This is a genomic window from Pseudomonas putida, from assembly GCF_028682635.1.
Lineage (GTDB): Bacteria > Pseudomonadota > Gammaproteobacteria > Pseudomonadales > Pseudomonadaceae > Aquipseudomonas > Aquipseudomonas putida_AE.
The window spans coordinates 166180-182714 of sequence record NZ_JANHLK010000010.1 but is presented as its reverse complement, the minus strand read 5'-3'; the positions used below and the strand labels follow the sequence as shown (position 1 = coordinate 182714).

At 59.4% G+C, this 16535-nt stretch carries 16 protein-coding genes; 9 read left to right on the top strand and 7 right to left on the bottom strand.

The window, feature by feature from the left end; genetic code table 11:
- Positions 1-12 precede the first annotated feature (12 nt).
- Both NPS56_RS15045 and yghU read right to left on the bottom strand, forming a co-directional pair.
- Positions 13-1287, bottom strand: a complete 1275-nt coding sequence (locus NPS56_RS15045; protein ID WP_274075316.1) for a flavohemoglobin expression-modulating QEGLA motif protein — start codon at positions 1285-1287, stop codon at positions 13-15.
- Positions 1288-1375: 88 nt separating this feature from the next.
- Positions 1376-2215 carry a glutathione-dependent disulfide-bond oxidoreductase gene (yghU, locus tag NPS56_RS15040; RefSeq protein ID WP_274075315.1) on the bottom strand — a complete coding sequence of 280 codons (840 nt, stop codon included), beginning with the start codon at positions 2213-2215 and terminating at the stop codon, positions 1376-1378.
- Between the two features lie 182 nt (positions 2216-2397).
- On the opposite strand from yghU, the gene NPS56_RS15035 reads away from it, so the two are divergent.
- Positions 2398-3009, top strand: coding sequence for a dihydrofolate reductase family protein (locus tag NPS56_RS15035; RefSeq protein ID WP_274075314.1), 612 nt, complete (start codon positions 2398-2400; stop codon positions 3007-3009).
- A 434-nt stretch (positions 3010-3443) separates the two neighbouring features.
- On the opposite strand, the gene NPS56_RS15030 is transcribed toward NPS56_RS15035, so the two are convergent.
- Positions 3444-4766, bottom strand: coding sequence for a DUF1329 domain-containing protein (locus tag NPS56_RS15030; RefSeq protein WP_274075313.1), 1323 nt, complete (start codon positions 4764-4766; stop codon positions 3444-3446).
- 427 nt (positions 4767-5193) lie between these two features.
- Here NPS56_RS15030 and NPS56_RS15025 point away from each other — a divergent pair, with 427 nt between their 5' ends.
- Positions 5194-5469, top strand: coding sequence for a hypothetical protein (locus tag NPS56_RS15025; protein WP_274075312.1), 276 nt, complete (start codon positions 5194-5196; stop codon positions 5467-5469).
- Between the two features lie 446 nt (positions 5470-5915).
- Here the strand turns inward: NPS56_RS15025 and NPS56_RS15015 are convergent, their stop codons facing one another.
- The 3 genes from NPS56_RS15015 to NPS56_RS15005 all read right to left on the bottom strand — a co-directional run bounded on the left by NPS56_RS15015 (position 5916) and on the right by NPS56_RS15005 (position 9576).
- Positions 5916-8072 (bottom strand): ATP-binding protein, encoded by a 2157-nt coding sequence (locus NPS56_RS15015; RefSeq protein ID WP_274075311.1) that lies wholly within the window; start codon positions 8070-8072, stop codon positions 5916-5918.
- Positions 8073-8159: 87 nt separating this feature from the next.
- A complete protein-coding gene (locus NPS56_RS15010; protein ID WP_274075310.1) occupies positions 8160-9125 on the bottom strand; it encodes a ribonuclease Z in 966 nt (321 codons plus the stop codon).
- A 10-nt stretch (positions 9126-9135) separates the two neighbouring features.
- Positions 9136-9576, bottom strand: a complete 441-nt coding sequence (locus NPS56_RS15005; RefSeq protein ID WP_274075309.1) for a VOC family protein — start codon at positions 9574-9576, stop codon at positions 9136-9138.
- Between the two features lie 344 nt (positions 9577-9920).
- Here NPS56_RS15005 and NPS56_RS15000 point away from each other — a divergent pair, with 344 nt between their 5' ends.
- From NPS56_RS15000 to NPS56_RS14990, 3 genes are all read left to right on the top strand, one after another.
- Positions 9921-10742 carry an SDR family oxidoreductase gene (locus NPS56_RS15000; protein ID WP_274075308.1) on the top strand — a complete coding sequence of 274 codons (822 nt, stop codon included), beginning with the start codon at positions 9921-9923 and terminating at the stop codon, positions 10740-10742.
- Positions 10743-11170: 428 nt separating this feature from the next.
- Positions 11171-11740, top strand: coding sequence for a type II RES/Xre toxin-antitoxin system antitoxin (gene parS / locus NPS56_RS14995; RefSeq protein WP_274075307.1), 570 nt, complete (start codon positions 11171-11173; stop codon positions 11738-11740).
- Complete coding sequence (locus NPS56_RS14990) at positions 11740-12237, top strand: RES family NAD+ phosphorylase (RefSeq protein ID WP_274075306.1); 498 nt, start codon at positions 11740-11742, stop codon at positions 12235-12237. The genes parS and NPS56_RS14990 overlap by 1 nt, the downstream gene beginning before the upstream one ends.
- 120 nt (positions 12238-12357) lie before the next feature.
- On the opposite strand, the gene NPS56_RS14985 is transcribed toward NPS56_RS14990, so the two are convergent.
- Positions 12358-13539, bottom strand: coding sequence for a fumarylacetoacetate hydrolase family protein (locus tag NPS56_RS14985; RefSeq protein WP_274075305.1), 1182 nt, complete (start codon positions 13537-13539; stop codon positions 12358-12360).
- A 112-nt stretch (positions 13540-13651) separates the two neighbouring features.
- Between NPS56_RS14985 and NPS56_RS14980 the strand changes: the two genes are divergently transcribed.
- The 4 genes from NPS56_RS14980 to NPS56_RS14965 all read left to right on the top strand — a co-directional run bounded on the left by NPS56_RS14980 (position 13652) and on the right by NPS56_RS14965 (position 16535).
- Positions 13652-14602: a LysR family transcriptional regulator gene (locus NPS56_RS14980; protein ID WP_274075304.1), complete on the top strand. Its 951-nt coding sequence runs from the start codon at positions 13652-13654 to the stop codon at positions 14600-14602.
- Positions 14599-14808: a hypothetical protein gene (locus NPS56_RS14975; RefSeq protein WP_274075358.1), complete on the top strand. Its 210-nt coding sequence runs from the start codon at positions 14599-14601 to the stop codon at positions 14806-14808. The genes NPS56_RS14980 and NPS56_RS14975 overlap by 4 nt, the downstream gene beginning before the upstream one ends.
- Positions 14809-14821: 13 nt before the next feature.
- The gene (locus NPS56_RS14970; RefSeq protein WP_274075303.1) at positions 14822-15670 is read left to right on the top strand and encodes an ureidoglycolate lyase; all 849 of its coding nucleotides are present in this window, start codon (positions 14822-14824) and stop codon (positions 15668-15670) included.
- A 184-nt stretch (positions 15671-15854) separates the two neighbouring features.
- Positions 15855-16535: a nitroreductase gene (locus tag NPS56_RS14965; protein ID WP_274075302.1), complete on the top strand. Its 681-nt coding sequence runs from the start codon at positions 15855-15857 to the stop codon at positions 16533-16535.

Here is a 16535-nt window from a genome sequence, read left to right as displayed (position 1 = left end):
CTGCAGATTCGCCTAGGCGCTGGCATCGGCTTCATGCCCATCGGCGAAGGCCATTAGCACGTCCAGATCAAGCACATCCAGCTTGATTCGCGAGATAAACGCCGAGAACGCCAGGTTGGCGGCGAGCAGGCGCAGGTCGCGGGCCCAGGCCGGCACATGGACCGGTGCCTGGAGCCAGCCGGACTCGAACAGCGGGGCCAGGCGTACGGTGTCCCCCAGGCTCAGGCGCCCGGCGAACAGATAGCCGACCAGCTCCGGCCGGTTGTCACGGATGGCGATGCGCAGCAAGGTGTGCACGCCGAGCAGACCGGTCAGGTAGGCCGCGTCCTTGGTGAACGCCGAACCGCCGCGCAGGTCGGCGCCGCGAAATACCCGCTGGGTCGAACGGAAGGACTCTTCCTGGGTCTGGCCGGCAGCGAGAAAACCTTCGAACACCTGGATGAAATCGGCACCATCGAGCGCCTGTTGCACCGCGAGCACGCGCAAGGCCAGGCGACGCAGGCGGTTGATGTCCATGCTGCCGGTGAACAGCTCGGCCAGGGTGGCGATGCCTTCCTGGGTCTGGGTGGTACGCGGCGCGCCCAGGCCAAGGCTCTTGAGGTTCGATTGCAGCGCGCCGTTCTGCGCCGTGGCCACATGCACGAACGCCTCGTGCTGCAACAGCTGGTTCTTGTCCAGTTCGGAAAACAGCGCGCTGGCCCGCAGGCGAATGCGGCTCGCGCCGGCGATTGCCTTGGCCGCCAAGGTCGGATCGAGCAGCACGGTGATCCGGCCGGGGCCGAAGAAGCGGTCCAGTTCCGGCTGCATCCAGGCCGCGAAGGCTTCGGCCGGAATCTCCGCCGGGCTCGGCGGGATCCGCGCACCGCCAATAAGGGCGTCGGTGGTGTTGAGGAAGAAGTTCGCCGCGTCCAGCATGCTCAGGTTCAGATTCGGGTAGGAGAAGTCCGGGCGCCGGTACAGCGCCGACGAATACTGAGTGAAGGCGGGCGTGCCAATGGCACCGAGCATGTGCCCGGCCGTGGCATAACTGCGCGCAGTCATGGCCAGGTGGCGCCCGGCCGGATGGCCCACATCGCAGCGGTCGATAAAGCCTTCGAGCGCGTCAATGTCGGCGCTGTGATCACGCGGTTGCAGTTGGACCCTGGGCAACTCGGGCTGCCCGGCGCGCCAACTCGCCAGGAACGCTTCCTCGACCCCATCCGGCCAGGACAGGGCGTCCAGCACGCGAATCTTGCGCACAAGGCCAGGCAGGGCGGCATCGAGTTCGGACAGGGGCAGGCTGCTCACGAAGATCTCCTCAGGAAAAGAAGCTCAATCGTAGAAGCTTAGCCGGTGTCGAGACGTCACGGGGCAGGGCTGAAACCAACTACGGTCTTCAGCCCAAATCTTGCGCCTGATGCCGCTCAGGCACCTGCGTCGCCTCATCCCCCCACGTCCGATTGACCCGCTGACCACGAATGACCGCCGGCCGCTTGGCGATTTCTTCCGCCCAGCACTGCACGTGGGTGTATTGGTGGGCCGATAGAAACTCGGCCGCCGAGTACACGTTGTCGCGCACCAACTGGCCGTACCAGGGCCAGACCGCGATGTCGGCGATGGTGTAGTAGTCACCGGCCAGGTAGGGACTCTCGGCAAGACGACGGTCGAGAACGTCCAGCTGACGTTTGGTCTCCATGGTGAAGCGGTTGATCGGGTATTCGAATTTCTCCGGCGCGTAGGCGTAGAAATGCCCGAAGCCGCCGCCCAGGTAGGGGGCCGAACCCATTTGCCAGAACAGCCAGTTCAGGGTTTCGGTGCGTCCAGCGAGGTCGGTGGGCAGGAAGGCGCCGAACTTTTCCGCGAGGAAAAGCAGGATCGAACCGGATTCGAACACGCGGATCGGCGGCTCGGCGCTGCGGTCCAGCAGTGCCGGGATCTTCGAGTTCGGGTTGATCTCGACGAAGCCGCTGGAAAACTGATCGCCCTCGCCGATGCGGATCAGCCAGGCGTCGTACTCGGCACCGGCATGCCCAAGCGCCAACAGCTCCTCGAGCATGATGGTCACCTTCACGCCATTGGGCGTGGCCAGCGAATACAGCTGCAACGGATGCTTGCCGGTCGGCAGCGTCTTGTCATGGGTCGGGCCGGCAACCGGGCGGTTGATGCTGGCGAACTGACCGCCAGACGGCGCGTTGTGTTTCCAGACCTTGGGCGGAACATAAGACGCTTTGCTCACGAGATGGACCCCATTGTTTGTAGTGATGACATTGACCGCTTGCGATCGCGTTGGGGTAAAACAGTATGTCGCGCAAGCAATACGAGCAACTGCTGTCGATTTCGCAGAGTCCCGTTCGACTATGGGTCAGGGAATGCATTGGGGTCGATGTTCCCTGAACGAGGACTAATCAGGAGAAAAACATGCGCAAACTCATCGTTGCCGCTTTCATCAGCCTCGACGGCGTTATTCAAGCACCCGGCGGGCCGGATGAAGACACCAGCGGCGAATTTCGTTTCGGTGGCTGGATAGTGCCTTATTCGGACGAGAGCTCTGGCCAGGCTATTAAGGACCTGTTCTCACAGCCATTCGAGTTGCTGCTGGGACGTCGCACCTACGACATCTTCGCGGCCTACTGGCCACGGATAAACGGCGGGGCACACAACTACATCGCCGACCTGTTCAACACGGTGCCCAAGCACGTGGCCACCCATCGCCCCGATACGCTGGATTGGCACAACAGTCATGCACTGCAGGGCAACCTCGTCGACGCCATACGCGCGCTCAAGCAACAGGACGGCGCCCACCTGTTGACCCAAGGCAGCGCCGAGCTGGTGCGCCAATTGCTGGCCGCCGGATTGGTGGACGAGCTTAGGCTGATGACTTTCCCCGTCGTCCTCGGGCACGGCAAGCGCCTGTTCGACGACAAGGCGCAAGCCTCGGCGTTCACGCTGGAGCATTCGACCTGCTCGCCCGGGGGTGTGTTGATCGGCCGTTACGTGCGCAGTGGCGAGGTGCGCACGGGAACGTTCTGATCCCGTACCTGGGCGCAAAGACACTCCAGGAAGCTTTTGCAAACCGTTGACAGGTAGGGAGCCGGCTCGCTGCTGTGGGGTAGGGCTCGAAGTACCACCGGACTGCGCGCACCTTTGGTGGCCCGCGCAGGTTCACGCGACAAGGAAGAACTGATGCTGCCGGGCGGTCATGTCAGCCTGGTGGCGGGGCCGGCCGCAGTCAAGCGGATGTGGCCCAAGCTTGATCAATGGTTGGGCGGGCGATCCGTTTGATCTTGTAAATACTCTGTTCCCGGTCAAGCTTTCAGCAGGTGTATTCGCGGCTGTACCCGATCCACTGTGGGAGCCAGCCTGCTGGCGATGGTATTCCAGGCGCCAAGTGACCTTTATCGCCAGCAGGCTGGCTCCCACAGGGTTCGGCGGCGGTCGACAGAGGGGGACGATTCACCGCGAACCTAGCGAATACCGGTCCCCGCCATGGACTCCGGCACCCACTGCGCCGTCGACAGCGGCTCGATGTAGCGGATGCCGCCATGGGGACCGACCACGCCATTGATGTTGTAGGTGCCACGCGACAGGTCGTACGTCATGAAAGGGGTGGCATCCGGGACTTGCTGGTCATAGCTCTGGCTGAAGAAAGCGAAGGAACCGCGATACAGCTGGCCACGGGTGTCGTACTGATCGGACGCCACCGCGGCCCAGGTATCTTCATCGAGGTAAAAACGGCGCTTCTGGTAGATGTGCCTGGCACCGGGCTTGAGGTTGCCCTCCACGACGTAGACCCGGTGTTTTTCCCAGCGCACGAAATCCGGGGAGATGAAATCGGGGGTGGTCAGCGATTTGGCGTCGCGAGCGTAGGTGAGCTTGTAGGTGTTGTAGGGCACGATCATTTCGCGCTTGCCGACCAGCGTCCAGTCGTACAGCTCCAGTGCTCGGGCGGTGCCGGGGTTGGGGGTGTCGTAGGCCAGGATCGAAATCTGTTTGACCCGACGCTGTGCCGGCATGTACTGCCAGGCGCGGCCAGGAAATTCCGTGGGATTGGTCGCGTTCTTGAGCATGATCGATTCACCGGCGCGGCGTGCAGGCCCGGTATAGGACAGTTTCAACTGATAATAAATGTCCGAGCTGTTGAACGGCTTCGACATGTTCTCGTAGATCGGAAACGAGACGAATGCCTCACCGGTGACGGCCAGGCTCGGTACACCTGCCGTGTCGACGCTCCAGGAGTCGTACTTGGAATGGATGTTCACACCCTGGTAGCGCAGCAGGAAGTTCCACATCGCCTCGGCGCCCGATTTCGGGATCGGGAACGGCACCCCGGGCATCACATTGTCGATGGCAGTCCCGCCGTTGAGGGTCCTGGCGTTGGTGGCATTGGTGCGGCTATTGTCCAGGACCGCCTGGGGCAGCGATGCCGTGCGGTGGGTCGGGTACACGTCGACGCGAAAACCAGGGTAGCGCCGGGCCAACTCCAGGGTGGTGGCGGTCAGCATGCCCTTGTAGGCGTCAACGTTCTTGCCGTTGATCACCAGCAACGGTTTTTCATGGGCAAAGGGGTCAGGGCGCATGCTGTCGCCGGCCTTGAAACTGGCGGGGGCTGTGGTCAGGCCACCGCTGTAGGGCGGAATGGAGCCATCGGCATTGCCGGCCTTTTCGGCACCCACCGACGTCAGGCTGGTGCCCAGACGGGCGGCTTCCTGACTCGATACATAGGCATGAGCATCGATGGCCAGCGCCATGAGGGGGATGGCGGCCAGCAGGCTTTTCACGGATTTCATATTGTTATTCTCCTGCCTGGCGTACCAGGCAACTCGTGACTCAGGGGTCGCGGAGGGATCCGTCGACTCAATTGCCAGAGACTTTTTAGTACCCCCATTAAAAAGCCCCCGATTCGGGGGCGCTTCGCATTTGACGACAGTTGCTTGACTATTCATGACAGAGCCGCAGGCTTGCCGAGGAGGCGCAGAGGTTGACTAGCTCACGTATCTCTCGGACTTTGCCTACAACCTAACGAGAATTACCTGCTATCCGGATCTAGATGAAAAGGAGACAGTAATCGCACCTGTATGCCCCGTGGCTCGTAAAGCATGATCCTGCAACCGCTTTGCCATCAGGTCCTTTGTCCCTTTTTCCTGTCGTGAACGCGTAAAGGCGGTATGATTTAAGCAGGAAGTACCAGAGCAACAATTCGTACGGAGATTCCCGATGATTGTGACAACTAAAACGCTCTCGGACCAAGAAATGGACGTTCTTGAGCGCGAGGTGCCTGACCTGGCCAAGATGGCTACCATGACTGCTTATGCCCGTGCATTGTTGGTGAGCAGTAGCGTGCTTCGCGTGGATTCTGGGGATTTGGTGCGGGTGTCGCCGGATGGGAACAAGGTTTTTGTTGCCAAAGCAAAGCCACGTCGCAAGGTCAAATTGGGTGAAGTAATTACAGTGCGCCGCGTAGAAGGTAAAACGGCAGTTGGTCGTGCCTAGACTCCGGGTTTTTGCGGGGCCAAACGGCTCAGGAAAGAGCACGATCAAGGATGTCATCGATCCCGCTCTAATTAAAACCTACGTGAATGCAGATGAGCTCGAAAAAGAAGCGTGTGGAGATCAGGGTGCGAGAGGGTGGTCATCCCGTAGCTCCCGATAGGGTGAGAGATCGGTATCACAAATCTCTAGCATTACTTCCAGATGCCATTGCAGTAAGCAACCGGGCGTACATCTTTGATAACTCTGGTACCAGCGCAGTTCTACTCGCGGAAGTAACTGACGGGATCAGTCTTGAGTACGGCACCGAAGAAATCCCTGATTGGTTCTTTGAGTCTTACGTCGATAAAGTGGAAGGCTGATCGGCGTTCCAAGCTCGCTCACGTCGAGCTCCAAGGGCCTCCATCCGCAACCGGTACCTCGTCCAGATCTAAGGTATTGCCACTCCCTCAGGATCGAATCAGCGCATGCACGCGTGAACTGAGTTCATTCAAGCTGAAGGGTTTGGCCAGGACCCGCGTGGTTGCATCGACCGACACCAGGTTGGAGCCGCCCGCGAAACCGGTGATGAAGAGCACCTTGAGCCGAGGGTGTTTGAGCTTGAGTTCGGCGGCCAGGCTGATGCCGTTCATCATGCCTGGCAAGCCGATATCGGTCAGGAGTAAATCCAGGTGTTCCAGTTTTTCCGCCTGGTTGATCGCGGACACACTGTCCACCGCTTCCACGACGCGGTATCCGGTTTCGCTCAAAAGCTCAGAGGCCATTTGGCGTACGGCCGCTTCGTCGTCCACCAACAATATGATTTCGTTGTGACCTGTGGTCTCCGTGGTTTGGGAGGTGTCCGAACGGGTCCCGATCTCGACCGGCTGTGAATCATCGACGGGAAAATACAGGGTCACAGAGGTTCCCACACCGACCTTGCTGTGAACGCGCACCTGGCCCCCCGATTGCTGGGCAAACCCATAAATCATCGAAAGGCCAAGCCCGGTGCCTTCGCCAATTTTTTTTGTGGTGAAAAACGGATCGAAAATACGCGACAGGATGTCCGGATTGATGCCCGTGCCAGAGTCCGTGACGGATATGCTCACATAGGATCCTGGCGGCATCATTTTGTCGGATGACGACGCTGGATCAATGACGCAGCGGTCGACCAGAAGATCCAGCCTGCCACCGTTGGGCATTGCATCCCGAGCGTTGATCGCGAGATTGAGCAGTGCATTTTCCAGCTGGTTGAGATCGCACTTGATACGATCATTGGCCTTGAATGAACACTCCACGGCGATGCTCGGGCCAACTGACCGCCGGATCATGTCTTCCAGATCCGCCACGACCTTGCGAGGTTCGAGCAGTTCGGGATCGAGTGATTGCTGCCTTGAAAATGCCAGCAGCCGTTGCGTCAAAGCGGCAGCGCGGGAGGCGGAGGTCATGGCGATGGCGTTGTATCGGTTCAATTCCTCGTAGCGCGCAGCATCGATTCGCCGTTGCATCAGCTCCAGGTTACCGATGATGCCAGCCAACAGATTATTGAAATCATGGGCGATTCCGCCGGTCAGTTGGCCTACCGCTTCCATTTTCTGACTTTGCCGAAGCTTGAGTTCGGCCATCGCGCGTTCGTGTTGTTCGGCTTCAAGCTGCTGGGTGCGTTGAACGATGCGATCCTCGAGTAGGTCGTTCCAGTCACGCAATGCGCTCTCCAACTGAACGCGATCGTCGATGTCGTCAATGGTGCCATACCATTGTTCGCAGCGTCCGTCGATGCCGAAACTGCACAGCGCGCGGACTCTGAACCATCGGTAATCTGCCGTGTGTTTGCGCAATCGAATTTGCGAGTCGAAAGGTTGCAAGGTGGTCAATGATTGATCCCAAAGCAGGATCAATGACGCCTTGTCTTCAGGGTGAACCGCATTGGCCCATTCACGCCCTAACGTTTGCTCAGGGGTCAGGCCGGTGTATTCAAACCAGCGCTGATCAATGGACATAAGGTTGCCATGGGTGTCCGCCGTCCAGGGCCAGAGTGGATTGAGCTCGGCAGCTATGCGGTAGTGCCGCTCGCTTTCACGCAGTTTTTTCTCGGTCAAATGCATGGACAGCATGGTTTTGAAGCGCTTCAACACTGCCCCAAGCAGGTTGCTGTAGCCCCGAAGAAAATCGATATCGCTTTCGGTGAACTCGCGGGGAACCCGACTATCGACTTCAAAGATGCCGAAAGGGCGCTCTCCATCAGCGCCGAGGACAAGCACGTTGACGAATGCCTGTACCCCGTTGGCTATTTGAAAGTCGTGATAGCGAAATCGCGTTTCCGAGGAAATGTCCGTCGATATCACCGGGCCGTTGGTGTCCAGGGAATGCCGCTCCGGGCTCCCTTCGTCGGCCTGTACCCGAACTTTGCCGACCACATCGGGTGCCCAGCCCACACCATTGCGCACCAGGAAGGTGATGCCGTCTTCCTGCAGGAGCATGAATTTGGCCATGTTGGTTTGAAGGGCATCGCCGACCAAACGACATGCCTCGTTGAGAATGTGCTCCAGGTCATCTGACGCCAAGGCCAGCTCGCCAAATGTGGCGAGCACTTTGCGCTGGCGCAGAAGTGTATCCTCGGTTGCCATGTCGTCACCTATGGGCGTTTTAGTATCCGAGGATCGCGGGTTCGCCGAGGTTCAACCGATTTGATCAAACGCAGACACATCGGTTTGTTACCTGCCCAAGACAACGTTCAACCTGCCGTCCCGGTCAAGGTGATAACGCTGCAGATCCCGCGCCAGGAACAGCTCGCCGGTGAAGTGCGCCGCCGCTTCCTGTTGTACATCCTCGATGCACGGACTTCGCTCGGGATTGTTCTGGTAGCGCGCACTGAAGTGGGTAAGCACCAGGTTGGGAATGCCTGCCGACTCGGCAAAACGCGCCACGGCGGCGGCACTGCTGTGCCCGTAATGCTCGTGGGCGTGATCGATCAGGGCCTGGGTGAAGGTCGCTTCATGGACCAGCACATTAGCGCCGGCGGCCACTTGCGCCAGCAGTTCAGGGCTATCGTTATCGCCGCAGATGATAAAGCGCTGAGCGGGGCGCCAAGGGCGCAGGTATTGCTCGGCATGAAATATTCGTCCGGCGTGCTCGATCTCGCGTCCATGGGCCAACTCGCCCCACAGGGGGCCACGGGGAATACCTTCTGCTTCCAGGCGTTGGATATCCAGGCGCGGATTGGGATCAGCTTCGTCAAATACATAGCCATGGCAGGGAACACGATGGGAGAGGGCAACGGTATTGACCTGAACCTTGCCGTTTTGCCAGCCACTGAAAGTTTCGCTCGCATGCAGGTGCAATTCGAAGGGTAGCCAGGATTTGCTGACGGCGAGGCTCAGGCGCACCCAGGGTTCAAGCGCAGCGGGCAATACAATGTCCAGGGGCTCGACTCGACCGGACATGCCGGCACTGGCCAACAAACCGGGTAAGCCGAAGCAATGATCGCCATGTACATGGGTGATGAAACACCCGCGCAGCTCGTGCAAAGACAGCGAGGTGCGCATCACCTGGTGTTGCGTGGCTTCACCGCAATCCACCAGATACCAGCCTTTGCCTGATGATTCGATAAGGGCTGTGCCGCTCACATTGCGACTGCGGGTGGGAACGCCTGAGGATGTGCCAAGAAAAATCAGATCCATGGTCGATCCTTTATTCAGGCATTAACTTCTCGGCCAGCCCGACGATAAGGCCCTCGGGCCCACGGATATAGGCGAGCCGGTACGATGCCTCGTACTGCATCTGGCCAATGACTTCTGCGCCATGGGCCTGCATCCGCGCAACGACAGCATCGATGCCATCGACGGCGAACATGATGCGGCGAAGACCCAGCGCGTTCACTGGCGTATTCACGGGCCCGAACCTGACTGCGTCGGGCGTGTGGAACTTGTCAAGTTCAACTCCCTGCCCATCGGCAGTGCGCAGCATCGCGAGGGTGGCTCGCACGTTTTCAAGCCCTATGAGCTTGCCGATAGCAGGCCCTTCAACGGTGGTCTGGCCCTCAAGCTCGAGGCCCAACTCGATAAAAAACGCCTTCACCGCTTCGAGATCGTCGACAACGATCAGCACGTTGTCCATTCGCTTGACTGTCATGGCCTTCGCTCCCTTTTTTGTACTGTGTCGCATATTTGGGGGAATTGGCGTCCGGATTGACCCGAGCAAATGATTATAGCCTGCCCGAGATCTGCCCTTGTCGGCGAACGCCGAACCTGCGGCCGACAGAGATCCAATGTAGGAGCGAGCTTGCTCGCGATGGTCGTCAACGAAGGCGCGTGCTTCCCGGGTGAATGCGGCGCTCTGAAGTTCTTCGCGAGCAAGCTCGCTCCTGCAGGAGAGGCGCGCAGTGCATATCGCTGTTGGCGGTGAGCAGGGTGGCGTTTGCCGAGGCAGTCTATACTCGGGGTCGATTTGGCAACCAGGTGGGGGCATCCGCTTTCATGACCGGTAAACTCACTTCCAAGACCGCGATCGTCACCGGTGCCGCCCAAGGGATTGGCGCAGCGATTGTGCGACTCTTCGCGCAAGAGGATTGTTTTGTCTACGTCACCGATATCAATGACGAGCTCGGCAAGACCCTTGCAGATTCACTCGGTGATCGCGCCAGCTATCTGCGCCTTGATGTGCGCCGCGAAGAAGATTGGCGGCGAGTGACGACGCAAATCCTCGAGGAACGCGGCAGGCTCGACATCCTGGTGAACAATGCAGGTATCACCGGATTTGAGCACGGCGCCGTACGGCATGACCCGGAGCATGCGCGCCTGGAAGACTGGCACGCCGTGCACCAGACCAATCTCGATGGTGTGTTCCTGGGTTGCAAGTACGCCATTCGCTCCATGCGGCCTCACGGAACCGGTTCCATTATCAACATCTCCTCTCGTTCGGGCCTGGTGGGCATTCCCGGAGCGGCGGCCTATGCGTCGTCCAAGGGTGCTGTGCGTAATCACACCAAGACGGTGGCGCTGTACTGCGCTGAGCAAGGACTCACCGTGCGCTGCAACTCGATTCATCCAGCGGCCATCCTCACACCCATGTGGGAGCCCATGTTGGGCACGGGCACCGATCGTCAGGCGCGAATGGATGCGCTGGTTCAAGATACACCGCTCAGGCGGTTCGGCATGCCCGAAGAGGTTGCAGCGGTGGCATTGTTGCTGGCCTCGGATGAGGCGACGTATGTCACCGGCAGCGAGTTCAATATCGACGGTGGGCTCTTGGCAGGCACGGCTGCGACGCCTGCCGTGGGCGATGACACTGGGGCCTAGCGCAAAAGGAAAGGACAGAACTGTAGGAGCTGTCGAGTGAAACGAGGCTGCGATCTTTTGATCTTGTTTTTGAGGGCAGGGTCAAAGGATCGCAGCCTGCGGCAGCTCCAGGGGGGACGGAGGGATGGGGGCGAACCGCGCCACCATCAGGGAAACCGGCACACCGCCAGCGCAAATGAAGGCCATCCGTGAGCGTATAGCGCGCCACAACAATTCGAATCCGCTCGCAGATCAGCTTGAACCCGGTGCCTCAGGGTTACGTCCTGAAACCTACAAAACCCGGCGCCATTGCCTACGACTACGCCAGAATGCGCCGACTTGTGGGCCATGGGCGTTCGTTCTACCGTTGCGAACCACCATATCCAGGTTGGCCATTCTGCCATTTGGCACTATAGTCAATGCCAGATGTCTGGGCGGTGGAGGTTGCCATGAGCGCCAAGAAAAAAGATGTTGTTGTCGAAGAAACTGTCAATGGAGCCGGTCGGATTAAAAAATCCGAACTGCGTGAGCGTGAAGCAGACATGAAGATTTCGATGAATGAGCAATCTGTGCTGAGGATGAGTGCTACACATCGCCCCCCTCAAATGGTTTCGATCTTGCTCTCCGGAAAAATCAGCGATGATCGTATGGATATTTATAGGGCCGTTAAAAACGGTTTTTCGCTGCAGTCGGTGCTGAATATGATCGAAAACAGTACTGTATATAAGCAAAGCGGTGTGTTGTCGAAGATCGTGGGGGCGTCTGATCGTACGCTTGCGCGGCGGTTGAAAACACCCAATGAAGCGCTGACCCCGGAGCAAAGCACGCGCGCGCTCAATTATGCCGAAGTGTTGGAAAAGGCCACGGATGTGCTGGGTTCGCGTGAGCTTGCCGAGCAGTGGATGGTCAAACCTGCCCGGGGTCTGGATGGTGAGACACCTATCGACCTGATTTCTAATTCAGTCGGGTATGAGTTGGTGAATGATTTTCTGACGCGCATGGAATACGGGGTCTATTGATGGCTAAAGACCCTTTAAGCAGTGAGATTCATTTTTGGCGACTTGATCCTGCTGAGTATGCCTCCACCTGGAATGCGGGCGTGGGCGCTGAAAAGGTGGGCGGGCGCTGGAACCCTAAAGGGATGACCACAGTTTATGCAGCCCTCGATGCATCTACGGCCATCCTTGAGGTGGCGGTGCATAAGAATTTCGAAGCACTGGATTGCAAGCCACATTGCCTGACGCAGGCCCTCGTGTTGGACCCGTCGAAGATTTATGTGGTGCAGCCTGAAAGCATTGCCAACGCCAATTGGCTGGCACCGGGTACCCCAAGCCGCAGCCAGCAACGGTTCGGTGCTGATCTGTTGAGCCAGCATCCCTTTGTGCTGGTCCCTTCCAGTGTCTCGCGACATAGCTGGAACTTGTTGATGAACCCGCAACTGGCTCTTGGGTTGTACGAGTTGGTGTTGCAGGAGCCTTTCGCCCTTGATGGACGACTTAATAGGCCGTTGCCCTGAAGACGGTTCTGCCTTCTAACGTGGACAGCTGGCCTACCAATTGCCGGTACAGCTCTTGCCAAGGAGTTTACGAGGCAGGGATGTCCAGTGCCGGGTCATCGATCCGGGTCTTGCAGGGCTTCAGCGTGCAAGCAGTCCTCGGGCGGCCAGGTTACGCAGCAAGGCACCCACGCCAAAGGTCCATGGCGCTGCCTCGGAACTGTGGGTCACCTGGTTGTGCAGGCTGCCAAGCAAGGGGCTGCTGATACTGACCCGGTCACCGAGTTTGTGGGTGAAACCGCTGCCGGCATGATCGCGATCTGCGGTAGGGGCGAACAGCGTACCGAGGAACAGCAGGAAACCATCGGGATACTGGTGATTGGCGTTGAGGGTCTGGCCGGCCAGGTCTTGCGGGTCCCGGCTGATCTGACTCATGGAGCTCGATCCGTGCATCCGGTAACCGTCCTCACCTTGTACCTCAAGGTCGACCACGCAGGCGCGGACATCGTCCAGGCTGAAGTGATCGTCGAACAGGCGGATGAAAGGCCCGATCGAGCAGGATGCATTGTTGTCCTTGGCCTTGCTCAGCAACAGCGCGCTACGGCCTTCGAAGTCCCGCAGGTTGACGTCGTTGCCCAGGGTCGCCCCGTGGATCTGCCCGCGACTGTTTACCGCGAGCACCACTTCCGGTTCCGGGTTGTTCCACTGCGAACCCGGGTGAATGCCAATCCGGCTGCCGCTGCCGACAGAGGCCAGCACCGGTGCCTTGGTGAAGATCTCCGCGTCCGGACCGATACCTACTTCCAGATACTGCGACCACATGTCCTGTTCGATAAGAAAGGCTTTCAAGCGCATGGCCTGCTCGGAGCCTGGAACGATCGAGCGCAGGTTGTCGCCGATCACCCCGTGCACGGTGGCCCGCACGGCTTCAGCCTTGGCGGCATCACCACCGGCCTGCTCCTCGATCACACGCTCGATCATGCTGGCGGCGAAGGTTACGCCGGCAGCCTTGATCACTTGCAAATCCAGGGGCGGTAGCAAGTACGGTCTGGATGGATCGGCGTCGGGCCCCGTGTTGGCCAGCAGGGCTTCGACGCTGGCGATGAAAATGCCGGGCGCGTCGCGAACTGCCGAAAGGGGAGCATCGGATTCCAGCAAGTCACTCAAAGTCGCGAAATGCTCCGACAGGTCGAATACGCCGTCGGCGCGCAGGACGATTGGCGAAGGTCCGGCGATTCGTCCTGGTACCCAGGCACGGCCAATCAGGGTTCCGGCTACACCATCGGCTGGCAGGGTGTTTTCGGGGGTAAGCATTAGCGACATGGCAATCTTCCTGGTTCGTAAAGACTTCACGCTAGGGCGCACAGCCGATAAACTCCAATGAGATAATTTCAATAATTGATAACGTACAGTTATCGCCTGGCGAGGTGTGCCCATGTCGGAACTTTCATTCACCCACTTTTGCGGATGGCTCAAATTCAGGCATTTGCAGCTGATCGACACCTTGGGGCGCACCCGCAACATGCACCTGGCGGCGCAACAGATGAATCTGAGTCAGCCGGCCATCAGCAAGATGCTCAAGGAAATCGAAAGCCTGCTGGGCTTTGCTTTATTCGAACGCCTGCCGCGTAGCATGCCACCTACGGCACTGGGAGAGCATGTGCTGCGCTATGCGCAGATTGCCCTGAATGACGCGCGCTCGTTCGTCGAACAAATCAGCAGCCTGCGCGAAGGCGGTCATGGCTACCTCAGGATCGGCGGTATTTTCGCCGCCACCGCCGTGGCGTTGCCCGAAGCCATCTTGCAGATCAAGGAACGCTGGCCGTTGCTATCGATCGAGGTGGTGGAGCAAACCAGTAACCACCTGATGAAAATGCTAGAAGAGAAAAAACTCGACCTGGCCATCGCCCGTTTCACCGATCAAAGCCAGCAGCAGCATTACGACTTCCAGCCACTGGCGCCCGAACCGTTCTGCATCGTGGTCAACGACCGACACCCGCTGGCCGCTGCCGGCCCCCTCTCATTGCAGCAATTGGTGGACTTGCCGTGGATTCTCTACCCGGTGGGTACACCCATTCGTGGCCGCATGGAACTGGCGTTCGCCGAAGCTGGCGTGGGCATGCCGCGAAACACCGTCGACACCATCTCCATGCAGACCTTCCTGCAGGTGCTGCAACGCGGGTCCATGATCGGAATGCTGCCCAACGCCATGGTCAATCCGCTCCTCGAGAGCGGCCAGCTCAAGATCCTGGATACGCCGTTGCACCTGGTGCCGCAGGATTACGGCATCCTCACGCGCAAGGGCGAGCAGCTGGTGGGGGCGGCCCTGGAGTTTGCCGAAATATTGAAGGACAACGCCCGGCTGGCCCGGGATTCGACGTTTTGAAAACGGCAACGTTCTGGATGCCCTCGATCATCAAGAGCACCGGTATCACCAACAGCTTGCACATGGGCTTCCTGACCGCCATTCCCTATGCGGTGGCCGTCGTGGCCATCCTGCTCAACGCCCGCCACTCCAACTGCAAAAACCGCGACCACATCCGCGAAGCTGGAGACGGCATGAAAGGGCAGGGGTTACACTTTTCAGTTTAAGCAGGAGAAGCAAATGAAACTGTTGCGTTATGGCGAAAAAGGTTCGGAGAAGCCCGGCCTGCTGGATGCCGACAATCAGGTACGCGATCTCTCGGGCCACGTGGCGGATATCGCCGGGACGGCCCTGAGTCCTGAAAGCCTGGCGACGCTAGCCGCGATCGATCCGGCCAGCCTGCCGATCGTTTCTGGGCAGCCGCGGATTGGCGCTTGCGTAGGGCAGGTCGGGAAATTTATCTGCATCGGCCTGAACTACGCCGACCATGCGGCCGAGTCGAACATGGAAGTGCCCAAGGAGCCGATCATCTTCAACAAATGGACCAGCGCCATCTGCGGTCCGAACGACAACCTCGAGATCCCGCGGGGCTCGCTCAAGACGGATTGGGAAGTGGAGCTCGGCGTGGTCATCGGCAAAGGCGGGCGCTATATCGATGAAGCCAACGCCATGGAGCATGTCGCCGGCTACTGCGTGATCAACGATGTCTCGGAGCGTGAATGGCAACTGGAGCGTGGCGGCACCTGGGACAAGGGCAAAGGCTTCGATACGTTCGGCCCGCTCGGCCCGTGGCTGGTCACCCGCGATGAAGTTGCCGACCCCCATGCGCTGGACCTGTGGCTGGAGGTCGACGGACACCGCTACCAACAAGGCAACACGCGCACGCTGATCTTCAATGTGCCGCAATTGATTGCCTACCTGAGCCGCTGCATGAGCCTGCAACCGGGCGATGTGATTTCCACCGGCACGCCACCGGGCGTCGGCTTGGGCATCAAGCCACAGCCGGTGTTCCTGCGTGCCGGGCAGACGGTTCGGCTGGGCATCACGGGGTTGGGCGAGCAGCGACAAGTGACCGTGCAAGCGGATTGAAGTGCCGACAAACAGACCCTCCTGGAACGCAAATGGTTTGATAGCAGCCTTGGATGCAAGGGTGGGGCAACCCGGACGTTCCCCCCACCCATTCAAGGGTGGGACATGCACGACCTTCTCTGGATAAGCTTGGATCTGGTAGCAGACTAGCCTGGTATCGGCTTTCATCAATGGAGACAGGATCATGAACCCGACCGAGTTCGATGCGCTTGAGGGTTTGCTGCACCGCCGCCGCAGCTGCCGCGCCTTTCTTCCACAACCCGTCGATCCCGCACTGATCACTCGCCTGTTCGCCTTGGCGCAACGCACTGCGTCATGGTGCAACACGCAGCCATGGCAGGTCATCGTGACCCGGGGCGATGCCACCGAGCGCTTCCGCGCCGCGTATATCAACGAGCTGCAGACGGGCTCTGCGGCGCCGGACTTGCCTTTCCCCGGTGAATACCAGGGCGTCTATCAGCAGCGTCGCCGTGAATGCGCACGACAACTGTACGAAAGCATCGGCATCGCGCCGGGCGACCGGGTCGCCAGCCAGCAACAGACCCTGCGCAATTTTTCACTGTTCGACGCGCCGCATGTCGCGATCATTACCAGTGATCGCACACTGGGTACTTATGGTGCAGTCGATTGCGGCGGCTACGTAGCCAACCTGCTGTTGGCAGCCGAGGCACTGGGCCTGGGGATCATTGCGCAGGCCGCGCTGGCCAGCCACGCCGGGTTTGTGCGTCGACATTTCGGCATCGACGAGGACCGGCTCGTGGTCTGTGGTGTTTCCTTTGGTTATGCCGACCACGATTCACCTGCCAATGGCTTCTACACGACGCGAGCACCCGCGCAGGAGACGCTGCTGTGGCATGACAGCTGA

Bases quoted from the DNA above. Each gene is read 5' to 3' on its own strand.
- parS (WP_274075307.1), top strand. From the start codon at position 11,171: ATGAGCGCCAAGAAAAAAGATGTTGTTGTCGAAGAAACTGTCAATGGA.
- NPS56_RS15035 (WP_274075314.1), top strand. From the start codon at position 2,398: ATGCGCAAACTCATCGTTGCCGCTTTCATCAGCCTCGACGGCGTTATT.
- NPS56_RS15015 (WP_274075311.1), bottom strand. From the start codon at position 8,072: ATGGCAACCGAGGATACACTTCTGCGCCAGCGCAAAGTGCTCGCCACA.
- NPS56_RS14980 (WP_274075304.1), top strand. From the start codon at position 13,652: ATGTCGGAACTTTCATTCACCCACTTTTGCGGATGGCTCAAATTCAGG.
- NPS56_RS14985 (WP_274075305.1), bottom strand. From the start codon at position 13,539: ATGTCGCTAATGCTTACCCCCGAAAACACCCTGCCAGCCGATGGTGTA.
- NPS56_RS14965 (WP_274075302.1), top strand. From the start codon at position 15,855: ATGAACCCGACCGAGTTCGATGCGCTTGAGGGTTTGCTGCACCGCCGC.
- NPS56_RS15030 (WP_274075313.1), bottom strand. From the start codon at position 4,766: ATGAAATCCGTGAAAAGCCTGCTGGCCGCCATCCCCCTCATGGCGCTG.
- NPS56_RS14970 (WP_274075303.1), top strand. From the start codon at position 14,822: ATGAAACTGTTGCGTTATGGCGAAAAAGGTTCGGAGAAGCCCGGCCTG.
- NPS56_RS14990 (WP_274075306.1), top strand. From the start codon at position 11,740: ATGGCTAAAGACCCTTTAAGCAGTGAGATTCATTTTTGGCGACTTGAT.
- NPS56_RS15005 (WP_274075309.1), bottom strand. From the start codon at position 9,576: ATGACAGTCAAGCGAATGGACAACGTGCTGATCGTTGTCGACGATCTC.
- NPS56_RS15000 (WP_274075308.1), top strand. From the start codon at position 9,921: ATGACCGGTAAACTCACTTCCAAGACCGCGATCGTCACCGGTGCCGCC.
- NPS56_RS15025 (WP_274075312.1), top strand. From the start codon at position 5,194: ATGATTGTGACAACTAAAACGCTCTCGGACCAAGAAATGGACGTTCTT.
- NPS56_RS15010 (WP_274075310.1), bottom strand. From the start codon at position 9,125: ATGGATCTGATTTTTCTTGGCACATCCTCAGGCGTTCCCACCCGCAGT.